Origin of the sequence: Pseudomonas sp. 3JA (assembly GCF_036961705.1) — a bacterium.
GTDB lineage: Bacteria > Pseudomonadota > Gammaproteobacteria > Pseudomonadales > Pseudomonadaceae > Aquipseudomonas > Aquipseudomonas fluorescens_Q.
On sequence record NZ_JBAMDJ010000021.1, the window covers coordinates 84,745 to 110,884 of the forward strand.

Sequence of the window (26,140 nt, forward strand, 5' to 3'; positions counted from 1 at the left end):
GTTCCCTTGTGGGAGCGCGTTGTTCGTCCATTTTTTAGAAGGACAACACCATGCGTATCGTCGTTGCCCTGGGCGGTAACGCCCTCCTGCGTCGGGGTGAACCCATGACCGCAGACAATCAACGCATCAACATCCGCACCGCGACCGAACAGATCGCGAAAATCCACCCCGGCAACCAACTGGTCATCGCCCACGGCAACGGCCCGCAGGTCGGCCTGCTGTCGTTGCAGGCGGCGGCCTACACCTCGGTGACGCCGTATCCGCTGGACGTGCTCGGCGCCGAAACCGAAGGCATGATCGGCTACATCATTGAACAGGAACTGGGCAATCTGCTGGACTTCGAAGTCCCCTTCGCCACGCTCCTGACCCAGGTTGAAGTGGACGGCAACGACCCGGCCTTCCAAAAACCCACCAAACCCATCGGCCCGGTCTACAGCCAGGAAGAGGCGCAGGAACTGGCCGCCGAAAAAGGCTGGGCCATCGCCCCGGACGGCGACAAGTTCCGTCGCGTGGTCGCAAGCCCCAGGCCCAAGCGCATCTTTGAAATCCGCCCGATCAAATGGCTGCTGGAAAAGGGCAGTATCGTGATCTGTGCCGGCGGTGGCGGCATCCCGACGATGTACGACGCCGACGGCAAGCTGCAAGGCGTGGAAGCGGTCATCGACAAGGACCTGTGCTCGGCGCTGCTGGCCGAACAGCTGGAAAGCGATCTGCTGGTGATCGCCACCGACGTCAACGCCGCGTTCATCGACTTCGGCAAGCCGACCCAGAAAGCCATCGCCCAGGCCCACCCCGACGAAATGGAAAAGCTCGGCTTCGCCGCCGGCTCCATGGGGCCGAAGGTGCAGGCCGCCTGCGAATTCGCGCGCAACACTGGCAAGGTCGCGGTGATCGGTTCACTCTCGGACATCGACGCGATCGTCCTGGGCAAGGCCGGCACCCGTATCAGCACGGCGACACCTGGCATCGCTTATCGATAACAGGAAACTTGCGGGGCGGATCCAGGGTCTGCCCTACTCCCCATGCCTTCAAAGGAGAGTTGCTTATGGCCATGTTCGAACCCGGACACCTGCACATGGAGCGCCATGCGCTGAACAAGGATGATTTCAGCTACAACCTGTGCATCGACTACAAGGTCGACCAGGACGGCAAGGAAGGCACGGGCATGTCATTCCGGGTGCATGGCACCGTCGAAGACAAGTCACTGGACGAGACATTCTTCCTGGCCAAGGACCAGGCCTTCGACTTCGCCCGCCACGCCACGCGCATCGCCCAGAAGTATGGCTTGCCCAAGACCGCGAGCATCGGCTCGATGCACAAGTACTACGACGAAATGTTCGAAGACGTGCGCAAGCAACTGGACGTCAAGCCGGGCGACCCGATGAAGCCAGAGCATCTGGAATAACAGACTCAGAACACTTCCATTGCTGAAGTGGACCTGTGGCGAGGGAGCTTGCTCCCGCTGGGCCCGCGCAGCGGCCCCAAAATATTGCGGTCGCTGCGCAACCGAGCGGGAGCAAGCTCCCTAGCCACAAAAAAGCACTGCATTGATCCCCAAGGAACTGGGTTCCCACCGGGTTATCAGTGCTCTGAATATCGGGTTAAACATACTCGCTGCCTGACTGGCAACTCGCCACGGCTGACCTATTCTGAAAGTAGTACCCCCGGGTATTCGTTCAGAGGTCACCGCCATGAACATTAAAACAAGAAGACGCCTCGCCATTTTTGTCACCTGCGCCGCCACGCTCGCGCTGTACGGCACTGCGGCCTACCGGGTCGAGCAGGCCAGGCAACTGCCCCGTGAATACGCCAGTTGCAACTTCGAACGGTGCATCCCCCACAGCGCAACCCTGAACGCCCTGCGCTGAGGCGTGCTCAGTCGTCCTGTTGATCGGTCTTGAGCCGGTCCCGGAATGTCTTGGGCGAGATGCCGACGCGTCGGCGGAACAGCCGGGTGAAGTTGGTCGGATCGGAAAACCCGAGCATTTCGGAAATCTCGTAGATGGTCATGCCGGTGTAAGTCAGCAGGCGCTTGGCTTCCAGCAACTGGCGCTCATGCATGATCTGCAGCGCCGGTTGCCCCGCCAGTTCCCGGCAAGTGCCGTTGAGGTGCGACACGGAAATGCCCAGGCGGTGGGCCAGGTCTTCGACCTTGACGTGCTCGCGATAGGTTTCTTCCACCAACTGGATGAAGCCATTGAGGTATTCCCGGGCCCGTTGCGGGCGCTGGGCCTGGGTGTGTCGCTGCATCACCTGGCGGCTGACCCAGACCATGATCACGCTGACCAACGCATGCATCAGCATTTCCCGCGCCGGTTGATGCCCCACGTACTCATTCTGCAAGGCGCTGAACAGGCTGTTGAGGTACTCGGCATTCTCGAGGGCGGGGTAGCTTTCGGCCTGGGCCAGGACGTTGACCGAATGCCCCAGTTGCGCTTGCAGGTGCGTGACCAGCGGCGCTGCCAGGGTCACCACGTAACCTTCCACATCCTCGGAAAAACGAAAGCCATGGACCGACAGCGGCGGCAGGATCTGCACGGCCGGCTCGGTGAGTAGCGTACGCCGACCCTCGATTTCCAGTTCCGCCTGGCCCTTGAAGACAAACAACAACTGGCACAGATCGGCATGCCGATGGGGCTTGATTTCCCATTGATGCTCGCGGCTGCGCTTGGAGATGGTCTCGCAGTGCAACAAGTCCGGCGTCGGCCATTCCTGGCTCTCGCCATAGAGCTTGAACACCGGGATCGAAGGCAGGTCAGGTTTTTTCATAACGTGGATCCGGGCCTGGGGTTGCGGGCGATAATCGCACCAATTGGCAAAAAGAACAGGTATCGGCTCAGTTTTCCCCTTCAACTGACAGGTCCGCAAGCGAAAAATGTAGGCACTCGATTTCTAATAATCAACACCGACCCTGGTCGCGTGCTTCGTGCGAGTCATAACAACAATGAAAACCCTCAAGACCCAAGTCGCTATTATCGGTGCCGGCCCCTCTGGCCTGCTACTCGGCCAGTTGCTGCACAACGCCGGGATCGACACTGTCATCCTCGAACGCCAGACCCCGGAATACGTACTGAGCCGCATCCGCGCCGGCGTGCTGGAGCAAGGCATGGTCGAACTGCTGCGCCAGGCCGGCGTTGGCCAGCGCATGGACGCCGAAGGCCTGCCCCATGATGGTTTTGAACTGGTGCTCAACGATCGACGGGTGCACATCGATCTCAAGGGCCTGACCGGTGGTAAAAACGTCATGGTCTACGGTCAGACCGAAGTGACCCGTGATTTGATGGCCGCCCGCGAAGCCGCCGGCGCCCGGACCCTGTACCTGGCCAGCAACGCCCAACCCCACGACATGCAAACCCAAACCCCTTTCGTGACCTTCGAGCATGAAGGAGAAACCTGGCGCCTGGACTGCGATTACATTGCCGGTTGCGACGGTTTCCACGGTGTGGCGCGACAGTCCATTCCTGCGGAAAAACTCAAGGTCTTCGAACGCGTCTACCCGTTTGGCTGGCTCGGCGTGCTGGCCGATACCCCGCCGGTCCACGAAGAACTGGTCTACGCTCGCCACGCGCGCGGTTTTGCCTTGTGCAGCATGCGCTCCAAGACCCGCACCCGTTATTACCTGCAAGTGCCCGCCGAGGAACAAGTGACCGACTGGCCGGACGAGCGTTTCTGGGGCGAACTGAAAAACCGCCTGCCCGCCGACCTGGCCGCAGCCCTGGTGACCGGCCCGTCCATCGAGAAAAGCATCGCCCCGCTGCGCAGCTTCGTGGTCGAGCCGATGCAGTATGGGCGGATGTTCCTGGTGGGCGATGCGGCGCACATCGTCCCGCCCACTGGCGCCAAAGGGCTGAACCTGGCGGCCAGCGATGTCAGCACACTGTTCAACATCCTGCTCAAGGTCTATCGCAACGGCCGTGTGGATCTGCTGCAGAAGTATTCGGCCATCTGCCTGCGGCGCGTCTGGAAAGCCGAACGGTTCTCCTGGTGGATGACCTCGATGCTGCACCGCTTCGACGAGGATGCCTTCAACCAGCGTATCAGCGAAGCCGAGCTGGAATATTTCGTCGACTCCGAGGCCGGTCGCAAGACCATCGCGGAAAATTACGTCGGACTTCCTTACGAGGCTATCGAATAGTCGCCTATCGACTTAAACTGCGGGTTTCGTCCATTTTGCCTCTCCGGCGCGATGCCCGCAGGTTCTACCTTGACTCGGTTCAATACGCTCCAAGCCCCAAAACCGGCCATCCGCAGCGTGCTGGTAGCCCTGATGCTGGCGATTTTCCTGGGGGCGCTGGACCAGACCATCGTCGCCGTCTCGATGCCGGCCATCTCCGCGCAGTTTGCCGACGTCAACCTGCTGGCCTGGGTGATTTCCGGCTACATGGTCGCCATGACCGTGGCGGTGCCGATCTACGGCAAGCTCGGTGACCTCTACGGTCGCCGGCCGCTGATGCTGTTCGGCATGGGCTTGTTCACCCTGGCCTCGCTGTTCTGCGGCCTGGCACAAGACATGGAGCAATTGGTGCTGGCGCGGATTTTCCAGGGCATCGGCGCCGGCGGGATGATTTCGGTGAGCCAGGCGATCATCGGCGACATCATCCCGCCCCGCGAACGCGGTCGCTACCAGGGTTATTTCAGCAGCATGTACGCGGTGGCCAGCGTGGCCGGGCCGGTGCTCGGCGGCTACATGACCGAGTACCTGTCGTGGCGCTGGGTGTTCTGGATCAACCTGCCGCTGGGCCTGGTGGCCTGGTGGGTCGCCCGACGCAGCCTGGTCGGGCTGCCGGCGCCGCAACGCACGCCGATCATTGATTACCTGGGCACCGTGTTGCTGATCATCGGCCTGACGGCGCTGCTGCTGGGGATTACCCAGGTCGGCCAGGGTCATGCCTGGCACAGCCGTGAAGTGTTGGGGTTGCTGGGTTGCGCAGGCGCAGCGCTGGGGGTGTTCGCCTGGCACGAGCGCCGGGCGCGGGAGCCGTTGTTGCCGATGCACCTGTTCGCCAACCGCGATGCGGTGCTGTGTTGGTGCACGGTGTTCTTCACCAGCTTCCAGGCGATTTCCCTGACGGTGCTGGTGCCGTTGCGCTTCCAGAGCGTGACCGGCGCCGGTGCCGACAGTGCGGCGCTGCACTTGTTGCCGCTGGCGATAGGGCTGCCGGTCGGCGCGTATTTCGCCGGACGCCGGACCTCGATCACGGGGCGCTACAAGCCGATGATCCTGGGCGGCGCCCTGCTCTTCCCGTTCGCTATCCTCGGCATGGCCTTCACCCCGCCCGCCGCGCTCTGGCTGAGCAGTCTGTTCATGCTGCTCAGCGGCATCGCCTCCGGCATGCAGTTTCCCACGTCACTGGTGGGTGCGCAGAACGCCGTACACCAACAGGACATCGGCGTCGCCACCAGCACCACCAACCTGTTCCGCGCCCTTGGCGGCGCGGTGGGCGTGGCACTGATGTCAGCGTTGCTGCTGGCCTTGCTGCAGGATTCCAGCTTCGCCCAGCTCGCCAGCTCGTCGTTGATCGGTGAAGGGCATTCCGGCAGCGTCTTGCTGGACGGCCTGAACGCCGCCCCGGGCGAGGCGCAGAACGCCTTGCGCCAGGCATTGCAGGCGACGTTCCGCCATTTGCTGGTGATCAGCGCGGCGGTGTCGTTGCTGGGGCTGGCGGCGGCGGTGGTGATGCCCAATCAACTGCTGCGTGGGCGAGAGGATAAGGTTCACTAGGCAGATAGAGCCGCAGCCCCACAGGCCTGTGATTGAACCAGCCCCGTGGTTCAACACAAAACCCTGTGGCGAGGGAGCTTGCTCCCGCTGGGCTGCGCAGCAGACCCAAAAATTCAGTGTTCGCCGGTACAGTAGAGGGCCGCTTCGCGCCCCAGCGGGAGCAAGCTCCCTCGCCACGGGGAACGGTGTATGGCTTTAGTCAAACCGTCGCCGCCACACTTCCCGGCACCACCACCACACTCATCCCCTCCTTCATCCGCTTGGCATCGCGCACAAAACAACGTGACGCCAGGAACAGGAACACCATGGTCAGGAACAGCGCCACCGGGATCAGGTACATCGCGTCATGCAGGCCGATGGCCTTGAACGCTTCTGTCATCTGCTCGACTCCGGCTGCGGCCATGGCCGTGCGGGCGAAGTAGTCGGACAAGCCGCCCACCACCACCGGCCCCAGGCCGCCACCCAGCAAGTACAGGCCGGCGAAGAACAGCGCCATCGCCGTGGCCCGCAGGCGCGGCTCGACCACGTCCTGGATCGCCGTATACACGCAGGTATAAAAGGTATAGGCGAACAACCAGCCGACACTGAACACCGCGACGAACACGCCGATTTCAATTCGCCCGGCATGCAATGCCCAGGCAGTGGTGAGCGTCGAAATCACCAGGCTGAACGCGGCGAACAGCAAGCGACCACTGGGCACGCGCTGATGAATCTTGTCGGCGATCCAGCCGCCGAGGGTCAAGCCGAACAACCCCGTCACGCCCACCATGATCCCGGTGGCCACCGCCGCCTCGTGCAACGGCATCAGGAAATAGCGTTGCAGCATCGGCACCAGGAAGGAGTTGCAGGCATAGGTGGCGAAGTTGAAGCACAACCCAGCCAGCACCAACCACAGGAACGTGGGAATCGCCAGCACCCGACGGATCGGCCGGTCGATCTTTTCCTGGGACACCTGCACGGTTTCCGCCGCGCCGCGCTTGGGTTCCTTGATGAAGAACATGAATAGCGCCAGCACCAAGCCTGGCACAGCCGCGATAAAGAACGGCGCGCGCCAACTGTCGAACGCCTTGACCATCGCCCCGATGGTGAAGAAGGCCAGCAGCAAGCCAATCGGCAGGCCCAGCATGAAGATGCCCATGGCCCGCGCCCGGCGATGGGCCGGGAACAGATCGCCAATCAGTGAGTTGGCCGCCGGGGCATAACTCGCCTCGCCGATCCCGACGCCCATGCGCACCACCAGGAACGCCCAGAAACTGCCCACCAGGCCGTTGACCGCCGTCAGCGCGCTCCAGGTCGCCAGGCCCCAGCCCATCAACTTGCTGCGCGAACCGGTATCGGCCATGCGCCCCAATGGCAACCCGGCGATGGCGTAGACGATGGTGAAAGCGGTGCCGATGATGCCGATCTGGAAGTCGCTGAGACTCCACTCCATGCGGATCGGCTCGATGATGATCGCCGGGATGGTGCGGTCGAAGAAGTTGAACAGGTTGGCCAAAAACAACAGGAACAGAATGCGCCAGGCATTCGCCGCTTGGGTCGAGTTCTGCATGGGTCCGTCTCTTTTATTGTTATGGAGCATTAGCGGAATCTGCAATCTAGACAGCGGCGCGCGGGCTGTCTCCAATCATTCGCAAGGCTGATACCCCCCCATGGCGAGCGGCGCGTTTCTTGATAACGGTCAATTACCTGTAACAATTGCCATCATTTCGCCCATTCTTGATTAAAGATCGTCTGCCGGTGGCCGATTCAACCTATCAGGAAAGAATCTCTCGAGCTGCCCCCCAGGCTATAGCCCTGGACGCTCGGGGCCGACCTTCGCGCCATCCAGGACGCGAGCTCCCATCCGCGATGGTTCGATGACAGCGCTCGTCGAGCCAACCAGTTCAGGCATATGGCGCACAATGACTTCCAAAAAAACAGCCACTGCGGTATCCGATCTGACCCTGAGCCCAGCCGCCAATGGCCCTGAAGCCTCGAAACCATCGAGCAGCTCGCGTCCCCTGTCGACTCAGCAGTATCTGTATTTCACCGAAACCAACACCGACCGGATCCTCGACAACCTCGATGGCCTGCGCGATGCGGTGTTCCCGCGACCGCCCCATCTGGTGGAAGACGAGAATGACCGTGCCCAGCAGGAATTCCCGTCGGTGTGCCTGATCGGCCTGGGGCGCTGCGGCTCCAACATCGCCCTGGATGTGGCTGAGCTGGTATACAACGCCCGCAAGTTCTACCTCAACGAATTCAACGCCGAAGACAAAGGCTACAGCGACAAGGGCTACAGCCCCGCGCAGTGGATCCGCAACAACCTGCGCCTGGGCACCAGCAAGGCCAGCAAACCGGTGTTCCTGGTGGAACCGCTGGTGATGCTCGGCGACCTGGACAAGGACATCGCCGGGCGCATCCGTTTCTCGCGCAAGGGCGAAAAAAGCGGCTTTTTGCGCGACTACAGCAAGATGAAGATCATGGACCTCTCGGAAGTCCACGCCGGTGGCGCCGGTAACGCGCCAATCCTGGGCCAGTACCTGGCCAAGATCATCCTGAACAAGGACACCCAGCGCTTCTCCAGCCCCGACTGGAAAATGATCCACTCGTACCTGATCGACAGCTGCGGCATCAAGGCCAACCAGTCGCGCCTGTACTTCTCGATCTTCAGTGCCGGCGGCGGTACCGGTTCGGGCATGGCCTCGGAGTTCGGCCTGGCCCAGCAATACTCGTACATGAACAAGACGTTCGACACCAAGCCGATGGACGAACACGACAGCAAGAGCGGTCACTCCTTCGTCTTCGAACCGATTTTCACCAGCGGCATCTGTGTATTGCCGAACATTTCCGACCACCGCAGCGAAATGTCCGAGGCCTTGCATATCAACGCCGGACGCCTGCTGTGCAAGTACCTGTCGGAAGAATGGGATTTCTCGTACAACTTCGCCAACGAAGACAGCAGCGAAGCCAGCGTGATGGGCCGTATCCGCCCGTGGAACGCGATGATGCTGATCTCCAACGACATCATGCGCTACGCCGAAGAAAGCGATGACGGCAACATCCAGAACATTGATGTCAATGCCATGGAGAAGCACGCCAACCAGTACATCTCCCAGCAGATCTTCAACATCCTGACGGCCCAGGCGGTCACGACCGACTACGACCAGAACTACTTCCGACGTGCCGGCATCGACATTGGCGAAACCATTCGCCTGGACGCCAACGACCTGTTCATGAGCCTCGCCGGCCCGGTGGCGATTGCCTACGCCGAATCCGTCGTCCCGGAAACCCCGGCACCCAGCGGTGACAAGTTCAAGGTATTCGAGAAAGAGCCGCCGCGCCTGAACATCGACGACCTGTTCTTCCGCTCCATCGACCTGCCGCACTTCAACAAAGTCACCCAGGCCATCGAAGGCATCAGCCTGCTGCCGATCGAATCCAAGCGCTACCGCGCCTCGCTGGAGCAGTACAAGAATTCCGGCTACGACGCCGCGGCCCTGCATGACCTGCACTTCTTCAAGAATTGCTCGTCGGTGGTGTCCATCGTCTCCCTGCCCAAGGACTACAAGCTGTCCTACATGGACCTGAACCGGCTCAAGACCCACCTCAACAGCCTGTTCCCCAACACCACCCTCAAGCGTTATGCGTTGGTGATCGGCGCGTCGGCCAACCTGTCGCTGACCACCCTGATCGCCAAGAGTCCGTGCCTGTCGGATGACTTCCTGACCCTGATCGTGGCCTTCATCAAACGCTGCTTCGCCCGCACCCCGTACCGCTTCGACGATACCCTGGACAACTCGATCCTGGACTTCATCATCAATGAAGACTTCGATGAAGAACGGATCGACGACCTGCTCAACGAATTCGAAAACCCGGCGAAGATCCTCGACACCAACTGGTACGCGATCAAGCCGATGTACGAGAAGAAGTACCGCGAGCTGATCAGTGACAAGGACAAGTTCGTCTCGATCAACGATATCCGCCTGTCCCGCGACTGCGTGAAAAAGGCCATCAAGTACCTGCGCGAGATCTACCGTCACCGCATTGGCAAGACCAAGGTCATTTCCTTGAATAACCATACTGGCAGGACTTACTGAGGCCGGCGCAGCACCGTGTTGCCTCCAATCGCGAGCAAGCTCGCTCCCACAGGGTTTTGTGTACACAGACCCACTGTGGGATCGAGCTTGCTCGCGATAGCGGTCCTGAATCCTGCACCTGAACAACATCCAGAAACAATTGAGCAGCCCAAAGGCTGCTCCATGAACTGTTCCCGTTACGTATACGTCACCCTGCCCTGTGGCGTTTCGCCACGGCAGGCTGCCATCACGCTACTCACCTACACACTTTCCCGCGACAAAAATCACGAACCAAGTTGGTGCGCCGATCAGTTCGACGCTCTTTCCTGGATCATAATCCAGGGTGAAACCACCACCGCCCAAAGCTGCGGATCGCGTTCCAGAAAATCCAGCGCCCGCGTTTCAGACAGCTTGGCGAGCTGGTCGGCGGCCAGCCAGGCGGCGACTTTAGTACCTTCGTCCCGGGCGACGGCCTCGGCGGCGGCGATCAAATCCAGTGCCGGATCGACCCACAATAGGGCACCCTTGGCAAAGAACGGCTCCAGCTCTTTCCAGGTGATGGATGCGGTTTCACCAAGCAGCTTGGCATAGAGGGTGCTAGGTTCTTGATTCATGGGACCTGTCCGGAAAAGAAATCGGCGCGAATGATAACGTCGGTGGTCTGGCAGAAAAACCCGGTAGCAATTGCAGTACCGATTGAAAAGCGCAGGAAAGCCAAGGATTGCCGATATGACCGGACAAACCCCGCCGCCATTCTGTCTTTTTCTTTCAATTAAGCGACACCCTCAGGTTTTGCCCCCAAGCGCCAGCTTCCCTTGCCAACAATCGGCGCTCTACACTGTACCGGTACAGTTGCCGGGGGCATTTTCCGCGAGGGTATCCAAGATATCTGACCCGGTTCTGCTGCTACGGCGCCAGGACTATAAAAACTACAACAGCATGAGTGGAGCACTATGACTAAGGCTACTAAGCAGATTTCCAAACTGTTTGCCGCTATGGTTCTGGCCGGGGTTGCCAGCCATTCGTTCGCCGCCGACACCATCAAGATCGGCATCGCCGGCCCAAAAACCGGCCCTGTAGCCCAATACGGCGACATGCAATTCAGTGGCTCCAAAATGGCCATCGAGCAGATCAACGCCAAGGGTGGCGTCAACGGCAAGCAACTCGTCGCCGTTGAGTACGATGACGCCTGCGATCCAAAACAAGCGGTCGCGGTCGCGAACAAAGTCGTCAACGACGGCATCAAGTTCGTGGTCGGCCACCTGTGCTCCAGCTCCACCCAGCCGGCTTCGGACATCTATGAAGACGAAGGCGTGGTCATGATCACCCCGGCCGCTACCAGCCCGGACATCACCGCTCGCGGCTACAAGATGATCTTCCGCACCATCGGCCTGGACAGCGCCCAAGGCCCTGCGGCCGGCAACTACATCGCCAACCACGTCAAGCCGAAGATCGTTGCGGTCCTGCACGACAAGCAGCAGTACGGTGAAGGCATCGCCAGCGCCGTGAAGAAAACCCTCGAAGACAAAGGCGTGAAAGTGGCCGTCTTCGAAGGCGTGAACGCCGGCGACAAAGACTTCTCCTCGATGATCGCCAAGCTCAAGCAAGCCAACGTCGACTTCGTCTACTACGGCGGCTACCACCCGGAACTGGGCCTGATCCTGCGTCAATCCCAGGAAAAAGGCCTGAAAGCCAAGTTCATGGGTCCGGAAGGCGTGGGTAACGACTCCATCTCGCAGATCGCCAAGGAATCTTCCGAAGGCTTGCTGGTAACCCTGCCGAAATCTTTCGACCAGGACCCTGCCAACATCGCCCTGGCTGACGCCTTCAAGGCCAAGAAAGAAGACCCGAGCGGTCCGTTCGTGTTCCCGTCCTACTCTGCCGTGACCGTGATCGCCGACGCCATCAAGGCTGCCAAGAGTGAAGACGCGGGCAAAGTGGCTGAAGCCATCCACGCCGGCACCTTCAAGACCCCTACCGGTGACTTGAGCTTTGACAAGAACGGCGACCTGAAAGACTTCAAGTTCGTGGTTTACGAGTGGCATTTCGGCAAACCTAAAACCGAAGCTTCGCCTCAGTAAGGCCTGGCCTGACTGACTGCCAATAAAGCCCACGGCGTGCCGTGGGCTTTGTTTTAAATGTATTGGGCCGCGCTGGCGTGATCCGCCAGTCTCCCCACCTGAAAATCTCAAAACCGTCATCAGCGGTTCGCTGGCAAACCTCGTGCTCGAAGTGGATGCAGATCCACGGGGCCGGGCGGGAAAATGACTCCACCAGTGAAATGCGTATCAGGTTTTTAGGAGCGCTGTAATGCCTGACATCTATCACTTCTTCCAGCAGCTGGTTAACGGCCTGACCGTTGGCAGCACGTATGCCCTGATCGCCATCGGCTATACGATGGTCTACGGCATCATTGGAATGATCAACTTCGCCCACGGCGAGGTGTACATGATCGGCTCCTACGTGGCGTTCATCGCCATCGCCGGGCTGGCCATGATGGGACTCGACAGTGTCCCGCTGTTGATGACCGCGGCTTTCATCGCGAGCATCGTCGTCACCAGCTCCTATGGCTACAGCATCGAACGGATCGCCTACCGCCCCCTGCGCGGCAGCAACCGTCTGATCCCGTTGATTTCCGCCATCGGCATGTCGATCTTCCTGCAGAACACGGTACTGCTTTCGCAAGACTCCAAGGACAAATCCATACCCAACCTGATTCCCGGCAACTTTGCCATCGGGCCAGGTGGGGCACATGAAGTGCTGATTTCCTACATGCAAATCGTGGTGTTCGTGGTGACCCTGGTCGCCATGCTCGGCCTGACGCTGTTCATCTCCCGTTCCCGCCTGGGCCGCGCCTGCCGCGCCTGTGCCGAGGACATCAAGATGGCCAACCTGCTGGGCATCAACACCAACAACATCATCGCCCTGACCTTCGTCATCGGTGCGGCCCTGGCGGCCATCGCCGCGGTGCTGTTGAGCATGCAATACGGCGTGATCAACCCCAACGCCGGCTTCCTCGTCGGCCTGAAAGCCTTCACCGCCGCGGTACTGGGCGGCATCGGCAGCATTCCCGGGGCGATGCTCGGCGGGCTGGTACTGGGCGTGGCGGAAGCCTTTGGCGCCGACATCTTCGGCGACCAGTACAAGGACGTCGTGGCATTCGGCTTGTTGGTTCTGGTTCTGTTATTCCGGCCGACTGGCATCCTGGGTCGCCCGGAGGTTGAGAAAGTATGACTAGGCATCTCAAATCGGCGCTCTTCAGCGCCCTGCTGGTCTGGGCCGTGGCCTACCCGGTACTGGGTCTTAAACTGACCATCGTCGGTATCAACCTGGAAGTGCACGGCACCAGCCCGGCCATCCTGGCGACCATCGCCGTGTGTTCGCTGCTGATGTTCCTGCGGGTGCTGTTCAGCACACAGATCAGCGCCATGTGGAAGTCGTCGCCCGGCCTGCCGGTGATCCCGGCCAAGGCCAGCAACTTCCTGACCCTGCCGACCACCCAGCGCTGGATCGTCCTGGCCCTGATCGTTGGCGCACTGGTGTGGCCGTTCTTCGGCTCCCGTGGTGCGGTGGACATCGCCACGCTGATCCTGATCTACGTGATGCTGGGCCTTGGCCTGAACATCGTGGTAGGCCTGGCCGGCCTGCTGGACCTGGGTTATGTCGGCTTCTACGCCGTCGGTGCCTACAGCTATGCGCTGCTGTCCCACTACTTCGGCCTGAGCTTCTGGATCTGCCTGCCGATCGCCGGGATGATGGCCGCCACCTTCGGTTTCCTGCTGGGGTTCCCGGTCCTGCGCTTGCGCGGTGACTACCTGGCCATCGTAACCCTGGGTTTTGGCGAGATCATCCGTCTGTTCCTGCGCAACCTGACCGACATCACCGGTGGCCCGAACGGCATCAGCAACATCGAGAAACCGACGTTCTTCGGCCTGACCTTCGAACGTAAAGCCGCCGAAGGCCTGCAGACCTTCCACGAGTACTTCGGCCTGGAATACAACTCGATCAACAAGGTGATTTTCCTCTACCTGGTTGCCCTGTTGCTGGCCCTGGCCGCGCTGTTCGTCATCAACCGGCTGCTGCGCATGCCGATCGGTCGCGCCTGGGAGGCACTGCGTGAAGACGAAATCGCTTGCCGCGCCCTGGGTCTCAACCCAACCGTGATCAAACTGTCGGCGTTTACCCTCGGCGCTGCGTTCGCCGGTTTTGCCGGCAGTTTCTTCGCCGCCCGCCAGGGCCTGGTGACGCCGGAATCCTTCACCTTCATCGAGTCGGCGATCATCCTCGCCATCGTGGTGCTGGGCGGGATGGGCTCGCAGTTGGGCGTGATCCTGGCGGCCATCGTGATGATCCTGCTGCCTGAAATGATGCGTGAATTCAGCGAATACCGCATGTTGATGTTCGGTGCCCTGATGGTGCTGATGATGATCTGGCGTCCTCAAGGTCTGCTGCCTATGCAACGCCCCCACATGGAGCTGCGCAAATGAGCCGCGAGATCCTGAAAGTCGAAAACTTGAGCATGCGCTTCGGCGGTTTGCTGGCGGTCAACGGCGTGGCCCTGACCGTGAAAGAGAAGCAAGTGGTTGCCCTGATCGGGCCGAACGGCGCGGGCAAGACCACCGTGTTCAACTGCCTGACCGGCTTCTACCAGCCCACCGGCGGCACCATCCTGCTGGACGGCGAGCCGATCCAGGGCCTGCCCGGCCACCACATCGCCCGCAAGGGTGTGGTACGCACCTTCCAGAACGTGCGGCTGTTCAAGGACATGACGGCGGTCGAGAACCTGCTGATCGCCCAACATCGTCATTTGAACACCAACTTCTTTGCCGGCCTGTTCAAGACCCCGGCGTTCCGCAAAAGCGAACGCGAGGCCATGGAGTACGCCGAGTACTGGCTGGACAAGGTCAACCTCACCGAGTTTGCCAACCGTCCCGCCGGCACCCTGGCCTACGGTCAGCAACGGCGCCTGGAAATCGCCCGCTGCATGATGACCCGTCCGCGGATCCTCATGCTCGACGAGCCGGCCGCCGGCCTGAACCCCAAGGAAACCGAAGACCTGAAAGCGCTGATCGGCGTGCTGCGTGAAGAGCACAACGTCACCGTGCTGCTGATCGAGCACGACATGAAGCTGGTCATGAGCATTTCCGACCACATCGTCGTGATCAACCAGGGCACGCCCCTGGCCGACGGTACGCCGGAACAGATCCGCGACAATCCTGAAGTGATCAAAGCCTACCTGGGGGAAGCGTAAATGCTGCAATTCGAAAACGTTTCCACCTTCTACGGCAAGATCCAGGCCTTGCACAGCGTCAACGTCGAAGTCCGCCAGGGCGAAATCGTCACGCTGATCGGTGCCAACGGTGCCGGCAAATCCACCCTGCTGATGACGCTCTGCGGTTCGCCCCAGGCCCACAGCGGCAGCATCCGCTACATGGGTGAGGAACTGGTGGGCCAGGACTCGTCGCACATCATGCGCAAGAGCATCGCGGTGGTGCCGGAAGGTCGTCGGGTATTTGCCCGGCTGACCGTGGAAGAAAACCTCGCCATGGGTGGATTCTTCACCGACAAGGGCGACTATCAGGAACAGATGGACAAGGTCCTGCACCTTTTCCCACGCCTGAAAGAACGCTTCACCCAGCGCGGCGGCACCATGTCCGGCGGTGAACAGCAAATGCTCGCCATCGGCCGTGCGCTGATGAGCAAACCTAAGCTGCTGCTGCTCGACGAGCCTTCCCTGGGTCTGGCACCGATCATCATCCAGCAGATCTTCGACATCATCGAACAACTGCGCAAGGACGGCGTAACGGTGTTCCTGGTGGAGCAGAACGCCAACCAGGCGCTGAAAATCGCCGACCGGGCGTACGTGCTGGAAAACGGTCGCGTGGTGATGCAAGGCACCGGTGAGGCCCTGCTGACCGACCCGAAAGTGCGTGAGGCGTACCTGGGCGGTTAAGTCTGTCGCAGTAAAAAAACGGCCTTAGGGCCGTTTTTTTTCGCCCGGGCCAGCCGCAATCCCCTGTGGCGAGGGAGCTTGCTCCCGCTCGGTTGCGCAGCGACCGTAAAATCTTGGGGCCGCTGCGCGACCCAGCGGGAGCAAGCTCCCTCGCCACAGGGTTTTGCAGTGCATAAAAAAAATCGAGAGTCCGCTGTAACACTCCCCCACCTCCCTTCTCTAGTTCAGCAGACCGGCGCTGACGCCGGTTCATTTCCCTGAATGACTGGAGAATCATCATGACTGCTTCGACCCGCACCCTGTCCGCCACCGCCCTGATCCTGGCCCTGGGTTCTGCCCTGAGCATGACAGCCGTCTCGACCGTCCACGCAGCCGACGACACCATGGAAAAATGCTTCGGCGTTGCCCTCAAAGGCAAGAACGACTGCGCCGCCGGCGCCGGCACCACCTGCGCCGGTACGGCAAAAATGGACTATCAGGGCAACGCCTGGAAATCGGTCCCCAAAGGCACTTGCACCACCACCAAAAGCGAAACCTCCCCGACTGGTTTCGGCCAGCTCGAAGCGTTCAAAGCCAAGTCCTGATCGCATCTGCCTGAGGCCTCTGCCACCATGTTGAATACCCCATCCCTCGCCACTGATAACCGGCTGCCGCCAAGGGCAGGGCTGGGGCTCAAGAGCGAGCATTTTCGCGAGATACTCCAGGCCCGACCGGACCTGGGCTTTTTCGAAGTGCACGCGGAAAACTACATGGTGGCCGGCGGGCCGCTTCATCACTTCCTGGGGCGGATACGCGAACAGTACCCGCTGTCGCTGCACGGTGTCGGCCTGTCGATCGGTGGGGAGGGGCCGCTGGATATCGCGCATTTGCAGCGCCTGGCTGCATTGATCGACCGCTATCAGCCCCAATCCTTTTCCGAACACCTGGCCTGGTCCAGCCACGGCCCGGTGTTCCTCAATGACCTGCTCCCCCTGGCCTACGACGAAGCGACCCTCGACCGCGTCTGCGAACACGTCGACCAGGTGCAATCCAGCCTCAAACGTACGCTGCTGCTGGAGAATCCGGCGACCTATCTGGCGTTCGAAGCCTCGACACTCGACGAGCCGCACTTCATGAGCGAAGTCATTCGTCGTACCGGCTGCGGCCTGCTGCTGGATGTGAACAACGTCTACGTTTCGTGCGTCAACCACTGCCGCGATCCACTGGCCTACCTCGACGCCCTGCCCCTGCAAGCGACCGGCGAAATCCACCTGGCCGGTTTTGCCGAAGACACCGACAGCCTTGGCGAGCGCCTGTTGATAGACGACCACGGCGCGCCAATCGATAACGCAGTCTGGCAACTGTACCTCAAGGTTCTGGCGCAGACCGGGCCGGTAGCCACCTTGATCGAGCGCGACAACCACATCCCCCCATGGGAAGTGCTGCTGGCCGAAGCGCGCCAGGCCGATCAGCTTTTAAATGCCGTTGGAGCCCGATCATGAGCGACCAGTGCACATTCGCCGCCGCCCTGCTCGACCCGCGCAAGGCTTGCCCCTCCGGCCTGCTCAGCGCCAACGGCGCCGACCCGCAGAGTCGCTTCGCGGTGTACCGCAACAACGTGCTCAGCTCATTGATCAACGCCCTGGCCGACAATTACCCGGTGGTGGCGCAACTGGTGGGCGAGGAATTTTTCCGAGGCATGGCTGGGGTCTACGTCCAATCGGCACCACCGCGAAGCCCGGTGATGAACGACTACGGGGATGATTTCGCCGGCTTCATCGAACACTTCGAACCCGCCGCCAGCGTGCCTTACCTGGCGGACGTCGCTCGGCTGGAGCGACTGCATGTGCAGGCCTGGCATGCCGCCGACGCCGAGCCCATGGCCGCAGAACGGATCGTCGAGGTGCTGTCGTCCGCCACACAGACAAAGCACCTGAAGATCGGTCTGCACCCGTCACTGCGGCTGCTGCACTCGCCCTTCGCCGTGGTGACGATCTGGGCCGCCCATCAGCACGAGACACCCGTGCCGTTCGAGGCGTTTTCTGCACAAAACGCCTTGGTGCTGCGCAACGGCCTCGAGGTGCAAGTGTTCGCGATAAATCACGCGGCCCACGGGTTCATCACCGCCCTGCAACAGGGGCTGTCCCTGGCCGCTGCCATTGAAGCCTCAATCGACCTCGACCTGGAACAGACCCTGGCGGGGCTCATTCGTCACAGCGCTATCACTTACCTCCTAGCTGAACAGGTATCCCCATGAACGCCCTGATTGCCGGTTTCATTCAATGGCTGGAGAAAATCCCCCACAGCCTGATCGCCTTCATCGCGCGATTCTCGATTGCCGCGGTGTTCTGGAAATCCGGCCAGACCAAAATCGAAGGATTGGCCATCGACCTGGTCGACGGCACTTTCCAGATCGGTCTGCCGCGGCTGGCGGACTCGACCATTCCCCTGTTCAAAAGCGAATACGCCCTGCCGTTGCTGTCGCCGGAACTGGCTGCGCACCTGGCGGCCTCTGCCGAGCATGTATTTCCGGTGCTGATCCTGCTTGGCTTGGCGACGCGCTTTTCAGCGCTGGCCTTGCTGGGCATGACCTTGACCATCCAACTGTTCGTCTACCCGGACGCCTACCCGACCCATGGTACCTGGGCGGCGGTATTGCTCTACCTGATGGCCCGTGGGCCTGGGGTGTTGTCGATCGATCACTTGATAGCCAAGCGTTACACCCACGGCTGAACACAGATCCTCTTACAGATCCCACAGGGGATCTGGACAGGTCGAAACATCCAAGCCACCCACAGGGTTGTCCAACGGATGGACTATCGCTGCAGCCGATCCAACGCCTCGCCACTGCGCTTGAACCAGTCGATCAGATAATCAGCCAGCACCTGGGTGCGCTTGGGCAGGCCGCCCTGGTAGGGATGCACCAGGTACATTGGCATGCGCCGGGTCTGGTAATCGCGCAGCAGCCAATGCAGGCGTCCGTCAGCCAACTCTTCATGCAGCAGATACGACGGCAGACGGGCGATTCCGGCACCGGCCAGGGCGGCTTTTTTCAACAGGCTGTAGTGATTACTGGCGAACGGCCCCGACACTCGGACCCGCAACAGTTCGTGTTGCTGGTGATACAGCCATTCTTCCCGCCCGCTGTAATGGCTATTGAGCAGGCAACGGTGTTCGGCCAGGGCCTGGGGCGTCTCGGGTTCGCCATAGTGTTCGAGGTAGGCCGGGCTGGCGCAGGTCATTTCGTGCCACGCCAGCAGTGGCCGGGCCACCAATCGCTCATCGATGGCGGCGTCGGAACGGATCGCCAGGTCGAAGCCATCGCGGCTCAGGTCACGGTAACCGTTGTTGAGCTCCAGCTCGATCTGCACGTTGGGATACGTACGAGCGAACTCCATCAGCAAGCCTTCGAAGAACGTTTCGCCCAACGAAACCGGCACCGTCATACGCACCGGCCCGGAAATATCGTCCTTCAACCGAGCCAATGCCTGACGGGCCCTTTCCACCTGCACCAGCAACGCCTGAGCCTGGGGCAGCAACGCCGCCCCTGCCGCCGTCAGGCTCAGGCGCCGCGTGGTGCGTTGCAGCAACACCACCGAAAACCGCTTCTCCAGCAGACTGATGCGCTTGGACAACTGGCCCTTGCTGCACCCCAACTGCTGGGCCGCCAGGGTGAAACTGCCGGCCTCCATCAATACGGCAAACGCCGCCAGGTCATCCATTTCGCTCATTGGATTGTTTCCAATTGAAAACCAAAGGTTGCCTATTAGCATGATTATCCATGGAAAGAACCCCTCTAGACTGAAAACTCATTCAACCCATTGAGGAACAGCTCATGAAAATCCTGTTGATCGGCGCCAACGGCACCATCGGCTCGGCCATCGATAACGAACTGTCGCCGCGCCACGAAATCATTCGGATCGGCCGCCACAGCGGTGAACTGCAGGTGGACATCAGCGACAGCACCTCGATTCGCGCCCTGTTCGAGAAGACTGGCCGTTTTGATGCCCTGGTCTGCGCCGCTGGCAACGTCACCTTTGCGCCCCTGGCTGACATGACCGAAGACAGTTTTGCCCTGGGCTTGAAAGACAAGCTGATGGGCCAGGTCAACCTGCTGCTGATCGGCCGCGAATTCGCCAACGACGGTGCCTCCTTCACCTTCACCACCGGCGTGCTCAGTCACGACCCGATCAAGAGCAGCGCATCGGCGGCCCTGGTCAACGGCGCCCTGGACAGTTTCGTGCGCGCCGCGGCCATCGAGTTGCCCCGGGGGCTGCGGGTCAATTCGGTCAGCCCGAACGTGCTGGTGGAGGCCATGGACAAGTACGCACCTTACTTCCGGGGCTACAAGCCGGTGCCGGCCGCCGATGTCGCCCTGGCCTACGCCAAGAGCGTCGAAGGCCTGCAGACCGGCCAGACCTATCACGTGGGTTGAGAAACGGACGCCCGCAGGCGCGCCTGATTTCATCGGGGCGCCGACGGCTCGAGCAATGTGGGTATCAATGAAGAGGCGACCTCACGCGGCACGCCTATCACGACCTCGGGACTTTCAATCACCCCTTTGATTGTCGCGGTACTGACCAACACACCATTGATGTACAAGCGCAGGGGCTTGTTCATTTCCTCTCGAGTAACCCTTGCCAAGCGACGCTGGGCGTCGGGGGCAAGCGCCACCTTCAACGTCACGTTTCTCAGGTCGATGCCATCCGCACGCTTGAGATTCAAATCGATTTCCGTGAAATCCGAAGCGGACGAAAAATGGATATCAGCCGCCATGCATTGCAACGCCGCGGTCATCCCCAAGGTTATGAACATGAATCGCTGTGTCTTTTTCATATGCCACCCCTAGGCCAGGAACCCGCGAAGCCTACTGCATCCGCCCCCCTGCCCAGGCCATCGGTATGATTCGCAATGTAACCGCGAAGACCTTGCTGGCCCGCCAGGTTTGCCTGATGGCTTGTACTGTAGAATCAGTCTGAGTAACGTGGCGGCACTTGTCTGGAGACCCAATGATGCGTGCCGCCCGTTCCCTGTTGCTTGTCGCCCTCCTCTCCATCTTCACCGGCTGCCAATTGCTCGAAGCCCCACGGCAGAGCGCGTCCCATGCGGGCCAGACTCGCATGCAGGGTGAGCTCACCGCAGCTGATGGCAAACTGGTGTTCCAGCCATGCCAGGAACAGCGCCGCTACATCGTCAACGACAGCGGCGGCACCAGCGTGCTGCAGCAGGCCGCCAGCCTGGCCGATGACCAGGGCAAACTGTTTGCCGATGTGCGCGGTCGCATCGTCTCCAGCGCAGCGGCCGGCACCGACAGTCAGTTGGACGTTGAACAGCTGTATCGCCTGGAACGCTCGGGAACGGCTTGCGAAGACATTGACTTCAAACGAGTGATCCTGCGCGCCGCAGGACACAGCCCGGAATGGACCCTCAAGGCCAGTGGCAAGGGCCTGGTGCTGGACCGCGAAGGCCAGCCGCCGCTGGCGGTGCCTTACGTCGAGGAGCAATTGGGCGATGGCCGCTTCAACCTGGGCACCGAGGCCAACGGCCAGAAAGTCGAACTCTGGGTCACACCTGCGCGTTGTGTCGACAGTGTCAGCAACAGCGTGCAACACATGAGCGCCGAGTTGCGGGTCAACGGCCAGGTCCAACGCGGCTGCGCCTACTTCGGCGGCGCGCGCGACGACTGATTGCGTGGCGTCACCGCAGCTTCACGTCGTCCAGAAGCGGAACGCGGAGCGTCCCTGGCGACATTCCCACGCGGGAGCGTGGGAACGATCGATCCGCGGCAGCATACCGTCCCCGCTCCCTCGCCACGACGGCGTCACAGCCGCTTTAAGTGAACAGCGTTATAGGGGAACCGGCGATTGCGGCTTATAATCGCCCGCTTCAAACGCCTTGGCGCAGTTGTGCGCCCCGCGAACCGGATCCCGCCATGTTACGAATCACCGAACTCAAGCTGCCAATCGACCACCCCGAAGAAGACCTGCGTCCTGCCATCGTGCAGCGCCTGGGCATCGCCAGCGATGACCTGCTCGACTTCACCCTGTTCAAGCGCAGCTACGACGCACGTAAGAAATCTTCCGAACTGTGCTTCATCTACACCATCGACCTGACGGTGCGCGATGAAGCCAGCCTGCTGCGCAAGTTCGCCGATGACCGTAACGTCAACGAAGCGCCGGATATCAGTTACAAAGTGGTAGGCCAGGCACCGGCCGACCTGAGCGAGCGACCGATCGTGGTCGGCTTCGGCCCGTGCGGGATCTTCGCCGCCCTGTTGCTGGCGCAGATGGGCTTCAAGCCGATCATCCTCGAGCGCGGCCCGGAAGTGCGCCAGCGCACCAAGGACACCTGGGGCCTGTGGCGCAAAAGCGTGCTCAACCCCGAATCCAACGTGCAGTTCGGTGAAGGCGGCGCCGGGACGTTTTCCGACGGCAAGCTCTACAGTCAGATCAAGGACCCGAAATTCCTTGGCCGCAAGGTCCTGCACGAATTCGTCAAGGCCGGGGCTCCGGAAGAAATCCTCTATGTCAGCAAGCCGCACATCGGCACGTTCCGCCTGACAGGCGTGGTGGAAACCATGCGCGAGCAGATTCGTGCCCTGGGCGGCGAAGTACGTTTCCAGCAGCGGGTCACGGATGTGCTGATCGAGGACGGCCAACTGGTCGGCGTCGAACTGGCCAGCGGCGAACAGATTCATTCCAAACATGTGATCCTTGCCCTGGGCCACAGCGCTCGGGACACCTTCCGCATGCTCCACAGCCGCGGCGTGTACATGGAAGCCAAGCCGTTCTCGGTGGGTTTCCGTATCGAACACCCGCAGTCGCTGATCGACAGCGCGCGCCTGGGCAAGTACGCCGGTCACCCGAAACTTGGCGCCGCCGACTACAAACTTGTGCACCACGCCAAGAATGGTCGTTCGGTGTACAGCTTCTGCATGTGCCCGGGCGGCACCGTGGTAGCCGCGACGTCCGAGCCGAACCGCGTCGTGACCAACGGCATGAGCCAGTATTCACGCAACGAGCGCAACGCCAACTCCGGCATCGTCGTCGGGATCACTCCGGAAGTGGATTATCCGGGTGGCCCGCTTGCCGGCATCGAGTTGCAGGAACGCCTGGAATCTCACGCCTTCGTCCTCGGCGGCAGTAACTATGAAGCCCCGGCGCAGTTGGTGGGCGACTTCATTGCCGGCAAACCGTCTACGGCACTGGGCAGCGTCGAACCTTCCTACAAACCAGGGGTATCCCTGGGCGACTTGGCCCTGGCCCTGCCGGACTTTGCCATCGAAGCCATCCGCGAGGCCCTGCCAGCGTTCGAGAAACAGATTCGCGGTTACTCGCTGCACGACGCCGTGCTGACCGGCATCGAAACCCGCACCTCGTCGCCACTGCGCATTACCCGCAACGAATCGCTGCAGAGCCTGAACGTCAAGGGCCTGTTCCCGGCCGGTGAAGGCGCCGGTTATGCCGGGGGGATCCTGTCGGCGGGGGTGGACGGGATCCGGATTGCCGAGGCCGTGGCGCGGGATATCCTTGGCCTCAAGGCCTGAGGGGTTAATGACTCAGCCTAAGTAGACAGCATGACCCTGTGGTAGCGGGCTTGCTCGCGAATGCGGTACATCATTCACCGATAAGTTGACTGACTCACCGCCTTCGCGAGCAAGCCCGTTCCCACAAAAGACCTCAGTGCCTTCAAGGTCAGATATTGGCCCGCAACACACTCTCCGGCAGCGCCTCGCCCCGTTCCACACATGCCGCCACGATGTCCATCAACCCGCTCAACTCATAGCCTTGGGCCTTGAGCCATGCCGGATCGTAATAGGTCGTGGCGTAGCGCTCGCCGCCGTCACACAAGATCGCCACGATCGACCCCGACTCCCCCGCATCGGCCATCTGCCGGGCCGCCATGAGCGCGCCGACCAGGTTGGTGCCGCTGGACCCACCGACGCGTCGTCCCAGACGCTCGGCCAGGTAATGCATGGCCGCCAGCGACAAGGCGTCCGGCACCTTGACCATCGCATCGATGACTTTCGGCAAGAACGACGCCTCGACCCGTGGCCGGCCGATACCCTCGATTCGCGAGCCGCAATCCAGGCGCAGGCTGGCATCGCCGCTGCGGTAGTAATCGAAGAACACCGACCGCTCGGCGTCGGCACACAGCACGCGGGTACCATGCTGGCGATAGCGAACATAACGTCCCAAGGTGGCTGTGGTACCGCCGGTGCCGGGGCTGGAAATTAGCCAGCTCGGCTCCGGATGTCGCTCGAAGCGCATCTGCTGGAAGATCGATTCGGCAATGTTGTTATTGGCCCGCCAGTCCGTGGCGCGCTCGGCATAGGTGAACTGGTCGATGAAGTGACCGTCATGCTCACGGGCCAGGCGCTCGGACTCGGCGTAGATCTGCGTAGGATCGTCCACCAGATGGCTCTGGCCACCATAGAAAGCGATCTGTGCGATTTTTTCCCGGGAGGTGGTCGCCGGCATCACCGCGATAAAGGGCAGGCCGAGCAGCCTTGCAAAGTACGCTTCCGAAATGGCTGTCGAGCCGCTGGAAGCCTCGATCACCGGCGCGCCGGGCTTGAGCCAGCCGTTACACAATGCGTAGAGGAACAGCGAACGAGCCAGCCGATGCTTGAGGCTGCCGGTGGGATGGCTGGACTCATCCTTGAAATACAGCTCGATTCCCGGCAGACCTGGCAGCGGCAGGGGAATCAGATGTGTATCGGCACTGCGCTGGAAGTCAGCCTCAATGATGCGAATCGCTTCGCGCGCCCACTGGCGGTGGTCGTTCATGGTGTCCTCTCACTGGCTCGGTTCGACGCGGGGAAACCTGACGGTCATGCAGGCGCGACGTGGTCTCGGAAAAACCAGGCGCAAGCTTAGGAAAAAACCGACATCACGCACAGGTACAGCTAAGGTCCAATATGCGCCGCAACTGCCCGACTGTGCGGCGCACGCGTCGTAACGACATATAACAAAAAAGAATATAACTTTTGTTTTAACAACTAACAGTACGGGTTAGGGTGTGCCATCTTTTTGATTCGATAGGGAGAGCGATCATGCCTCTACGTAATTCCTTGACGCGTTTCTTCCAACTGGAAGCGGCCAGCGGCCTGCTGTTGATCGCCGCCGCCGTGTTGGCCCTGGCCATCAATAATTCGCCGCTCTCCTGGTTGTACAACGGCTTGCTGGACACGCCGGTAGTGGCCCAGGTCGGGGCGCTAAAGATCGCCAAACCGCTGTTGTTGTGGATCAACGACGGCCTGATGGCGATGTTCTTTCTGCTCATCGGCCTCGAAGTCAAACGTGAGGTACTCGATGGGCAACTGTCCAAACCCTCGCAAATCGTCCTGCCGGGTGCGGCGGCAATTGGCGGCATGGTCGTGCCGGCGCTGATCTACTGGTTCCTCAACCGCGACAACCCGGCCGCCCTCGCCGGCTGGGCGATTCCGACGGCCACCGACATCGCGTTCGCCCTCGGCGTGCTGGCCTTGCTGGGCAAGCGGGTGCCGGTGTCGCTCAAGCTGTTCCTGATGACCCTGGCGATCATCGACGACCTGGGCGCCATTATCATCATCGCGATCTTTTACTCCGGCGCCCTGTCCAGCCTGTCGCTCATACTGGCGGCAACCTGCATCGCCGCCCTGGTGGCGATGAACCGGATGGGCGTGGTCAAACTCGGACCCTACATGGTTGTCGGCCTGATTCTGTGGGTCTGCGTGCTCAAGAGCGGTGTCCATGCCACCCTGGCCGGGGTGACCCTGGCGTTCTGCATCCCGCTGCGCACGAAAAACGCCGAGACTTCGCCGCTGCTAACCCTGGAACATGCCCTGCATCCCTGGGTGGCCTATGGCATCCTGCCGCTGTTCGCCTTCGCCAACGCCGGCTTGTCCCTGAGCGGCGTCACCGTCGAAAGCTTCACCCATCATGTGCCAATGGGTATCGCCATTGGCCTGTTGCTGGGCAAGACCGTCGGCGTCTTCGGCCTGACCTGGCTGGCGGTGAAAATCGGCATCGCCAGCCTGCCCCTTGGCGCTAACTGGGGCCAGGTATTGGGGGTGGCGATCCTGTGCGGTATCGGGTTCACCATGAGCCTGTTCGTTGGCTCCCTCGCGTTTGAGCCGGGTGTCAGCGATTATGCGGGCATGGACCGGATGGGGATTCTCACTGGTTCGATACTGGCGGCGTTGTTGGGTTATGCGGTGACGGCGGCGGCCAGTCGCAAGCGTGCTGCGTTGTCTTCCTGATACTTTCCAACACGACATATCGCTACATCGTTTCGGTGTAGCGATCTGTCTTTAAGTCGTGCTGGGTCCTCAATATCCGTCCCTACCGGTATTTAGGAAAGTAGTAATTAATGGAAAAATAGAAGTAGGGTTGGTGTGTATATCCGTTTCTGCGGTAACGGCTACTTAGGGTTCCGCCCTTACGG

25 protein-coding genes are annotated in these 26,140 nt (G+C 61.0%); 19 read left to right on the top strand and 6 right to left on the bottom strand.

The annotated features are described in order from the left end of the window. The first annotated feature begins 50 nt into the window (after positions 1 to 50). The 3 genes from arcC (at position 51) to V7773_RS17560 (ending at position 1,868) form a co-directional block, all read left to right on the top strand. Positions 51 to 980: a carbamate kinase gene (gene arcC / locus V7773_RS17550; protein WP_092463753.1), complete on the top strand. Its 930-nt coding sequence runs from the start codon at positions 51 to 53 to the stop codon at positions 978 to 980. Positions 981 to 1,045: 65 nt separating this feature from the next. After that, positions 1,046 to 1,405 carry a DUF5064 family protein gene (locus V7773_RS17555; RefSeq protein WP_072349103.1) on the top strand — a complete coding sequence of 120 codons (360 nt, stop codon included), beginning with the start codon at positions 1,046 to 1,048 and terminating at the stop codon, positions 1,403 to 1,405. Between the two features lie 286 nt (positions 1,406 to 1,691). After that, on the top strand, positions 1,692 to 1,868 hold the full coding sequence (locus tag V7773_RS17560; protein WP_162843733.1) for a hypothetical protein: 177 nt from the start codon (positions 1,692 to 1,694) through the stop codon (positions 1,866 to 1,868). Between the two features lie 7 nt (positions 1,869 to 1,875). Here V7773_RS17560 and V7773_RS17565 read toward each other — a convergent pair whose 3' ends face one another. Then, a complete protein-coding gene (locus tag V7773_RS17565) occupies positions 1,876 to 2,769 on the bottom strand; it encodes a helix-turn-helix domain-containing protein (protein WP_063322654.1) in 894 nt (297 codons plus the stop codon). Positions 2,770 to 2,944: 175 nt separating this feature from the next. Between V7773_RS17565 and pobA the strand changes: the two genes are divergently transcribed. Both pobA and V7773_RS17575 read left to right on the top strand, forming a co-directional pair. After that, complete coding sequence (gene pobA / locus V7773_RS17570) at positions 2,945 to 4,135, top strand: 4-hydroxybenzoate 3-monooxygenase (protein WP_336074272.1); 1,191 nt, start codon at positions 2,945 to 2,947, stop codon at positions 4,133 to 4,135. Between the two features lie 51 nt (positions 4,136 to 4,186). Beyond that, the gene (locus tag V7773_RS17575) at positions 4,187 to 5,722 is read left to right on the top strand and encodes an MDR family MFS transporter (protein WP_336074273.1); all 1,536 of its coding nucleotides are present in this window, start codon (positions 4,187 to 4,189) and stop codon (positions 5,720 to 5,722) included. Positions 5,723 to 5,921: 199 nt separating this feature from the next. Here V7773_RS17575 and V7773_RS17580 read toward each other — a convergent pair whose 3' ends face one another. Next, complete coding sequence (locus tag V7773_RS17580; RefSeq protein WP_336074274.1) at positions 5,922 to 7,271, bottom strand: spinster family MFS transporter; 1,350 nt, start codon at positions 7,269 to 7,271, stop codon at positions 5,922 to 5,924. Between the two features lie 352 nt (positions 7,272 to 7,623). Here V7773_RS17580 and V7773_RS17585 point away from each other — a divergent pair, with 352 nt between their 5' ends. Then, positions 7,624 to 9,801, top strand: coding sequence for a hypothetical protein (locus tag V7773_RS17585; RefSeq protein WP_336074276.1), 2,178 nt, complete (start codon positions 7,624 to 7,626; stop codon positions 9,799 to 9,801). A 287-nt stretch (positions 9,802 to 10,088) separates the two neighbouring features. Here the strand turns inward: V7773_RS17585 and V7773_RS17590 are convergent, their stop codons facing one another. Continuing rightward, positions 10,089 to 10,394: a DUF2288 domain-containing protein gene (locus V7773_RS17590; protein WP_092223176.1), complete on the bottom strand. Its 306-nt coding sequence runs from the start codon at positions 10,392 to 10,394 to the stop codon at positions 10,089 to 10,091. 339 nt (positions 10,395 to 10,733) lie between these two features. Here V7773_RS17590 and V7773_RS17595 point away from each other — a divergent pair, with 339 nt between their 5' ends. From V7773_RS17595 to V7773_RS17635, 9 genes are all read left to right on the top strand, one after another. Further along, complete coding sequence (locus V7773_RS17595; protein ID WP_336074277.1) at positions 10,734 to 11,861, top strand: branched-chain amino acid ABC transporter substrate-binding protein; 1,128 nt, start codon at positions 10,734 to 10,736, stop codon at positions 11,859 to 11,861. Between the two features lie 229 nt (positions 11,862 to 12,090). Next, positions 12,091 to 13,014, top strand: coding sequence for a high-affinity branched-chain amino acid ABC transporter permease LivH (gene livH, locus V7773_RS17600; protein ID WP_014336891.1), 924 nt, complete (start codon positions 12,091 to 12,093; stop codon positions 13,012 to 13,014). Then, on the top strand, positions 13,011 to 14,267 hold the full coding sequence (locus V7773_RS17605) for a high-affinity branched-chain amino acid ABC transporter permease LivM (protein ID WP_063322661.1): 1,257 nt from the start codon (positions 13,011 to 13,013) through the stop codon (positions 14,265 to 14,267). Before livH ends, V7773_RS17605 begins: the two co-directional genes overlap by 4 nt. Further along, entirely contained in the window at positions 14,264 to 15,031 is a 768-nt protein-coding gene (livG, locus tag V7773_RS17610) for a high-affinity branched-chain amino acid ABC transporter ATP-binding protein LivG (protein ID WP_063322662.1), read from the top strand. The genes V7773_RS17605 and livG overlap by 4 nt, the downstream gene beginning before the upstream one ends. Next, entirely contained in the window at positions 15,032 to 15,733 is a 702-nt protein-coding gene (locus tag V7773_RS17615; protein ID WP_063322663.1) for an ABC transporter ATP-binding protein, read from the top strand. It begins immediately after the preceding gene. A 278-nt stretch (positions 15,734 to 16,011) separates the two neighbouring features. Continuing rightward, a complete protein-coding gene (locus tag V7773_RS17620; RefSeq protein WP_063322664.1) occupies positions 16,012 to 16,317 on the top strand; it encodes a BufA1 family periplasmic bufferin-type metallophore in 306 nt (101 codons plus the stop codon). 27 nt (positions 16,318 to 16,344) lie between these two features. Then, positions 16,345 to 17,214: an MNIO family bufferin maturase gene (bufB, locus tag V7773_RS17625; RefSeq protein ID WP_092144203.1), complete on the top strand. Its 870-nt coding sequence runs from the start codon at positions 16,345 to 16,347 to the stop codon at positions 17,212 to 17,214. Beyond that, entirely contained in the window at positions 17,211 to 17,969 is a 759-nt protein-coding gene (locus V7773_RS17630) for an HvfC/BufC N-terminal domain-containing protein (RefSeq protein WP_336074278.1), read from the top strand. The genes bufB and V7773_RS17630 overlap by 4 nt, the downstream gene beginning before the upstream one ends. After that, positions 17,966 to 18,445 carry a DoxX family protein gene (locus tag V7773_RS17635; protein WP_336074279.1) on the top strand — a complete coding sequence of 160 codons (480 nt, stop codon included), beginning with the start codon at positions 17,966 to 17,968 and terminating at the stop codon, positions 18,443 to 18,445. Before V7773_RS17630 ends, V7773_RS17635 begins: the two co-directional genes overlap by 4 nt. A gap of 83 nt (positions 18,446 to 18,528) precedes the next feature. On the opposite strand, the gene V7773_RS17640 is transcribed toward V7773_RS17635, so the two are convergent. Further along, positions 18,529 to 19,443 (bottom strand): LysR family transcriptional regulator, encoded by a 915-nt coding sequence (locus V7773_RS17640; protein ID WP_063322668.1) that lies wholly within the window; start codon positions 19,441 to 19,443, stop codon positions 18,529 to 18,531. A 104-nt stretch (positions 19,444 to 19,547) separates the two neighbouring features. Between V7773_RS17640 and V7773_RS17645 the strand changes: the two genes are divergently transcribed. Then, positions 19,548 to 20,147, top strand: coding sequence for a short chain dehydrogenase (locus tag V7773_RS17645; RefSeq protein ID WP_336074280.1), 600 nt, complete (start codon positions 19,548 to 19,550; stop codon positions 20,145 to 20,147). Positions 20,148 to 20,176: 29 nt separating this feature from the next. Here the strand turns inward: V7773_RS17645 and V7773_RS17650 are convergent, their stop codons facing one another. Continuing rightward, the gene (locus V7773_RS17650; protein WP_336074282.1) at positions 20,177 to 20,548 is read right to left on the bottom strand and encodes a hypothetical protein; all 372 of its coding nucleotides are present in this window, start codon (positions 20,546 to 20,548) and stop codon (positions 20,177 to 20,179) included. A gap of 176 nt (positions 20,549 to 20,724) precedes the next feature. On the opposite strand from V7773_RS17650, the gene V7773_RS17655 reads away from it, so the two are divergent. Continuing rightward, positions 20,725 to 21,399: a COG3650 family protein gene (locus V7773_RS17655; RefSeq protein WP_092144308.1), complete on the top strand. Its 675-nt coding sequence runs from the start codon at positions 20,725 to 20,727 to the stop codon at positions 21,397 to 21,399. Between the two features lie 245 nt (positions 21,400 to 21,644). Beyond that, entirely contained in the window at positions 21,645 to 23,258 is a 1,614-nt protein-coding gene (locus V7773_RS17660; protein ID WP_336074283.1) for an NAD(P)/FAD-dependent oxidoreductase, read from the top strand. A 148-nt stretch (positions 23,259 to 23,406) separates the two neighbouring features. Here the strand turns inward: V7773_RS17660 and V7773_RS17665 are convergent, their stop codons facing one another. Continuing rightward, complete coding sequence (locus V7773_RS17665) at positions 23,407 to 24,501, bottom strand: PLP-dependent cysteine synthase family protein (protein ID WP_336074284.1); 1,095 nt, start codon at positions 24,499 to 24,501, stop codon at positions 23,407 to 23,409. 266 nt (positions 24,502 to 24,767) lie between these two features. Between V7773_RS17665 and nhaA the strand changes: the two genes are divergently transcribed. Then, a complete protein-coding gene (nhaA, locus tag V7773_RS17670) occupies positions 24,768 to 25,955 on the top strand; it encodes a Na+/H+ antiporter NhaA (RefSeq protein WP_092223190.1) in 1,188 nt (395 codons plus the stop codon). Positions 25,956 to 26,140 lie beyond the last annotated feature (185 nt).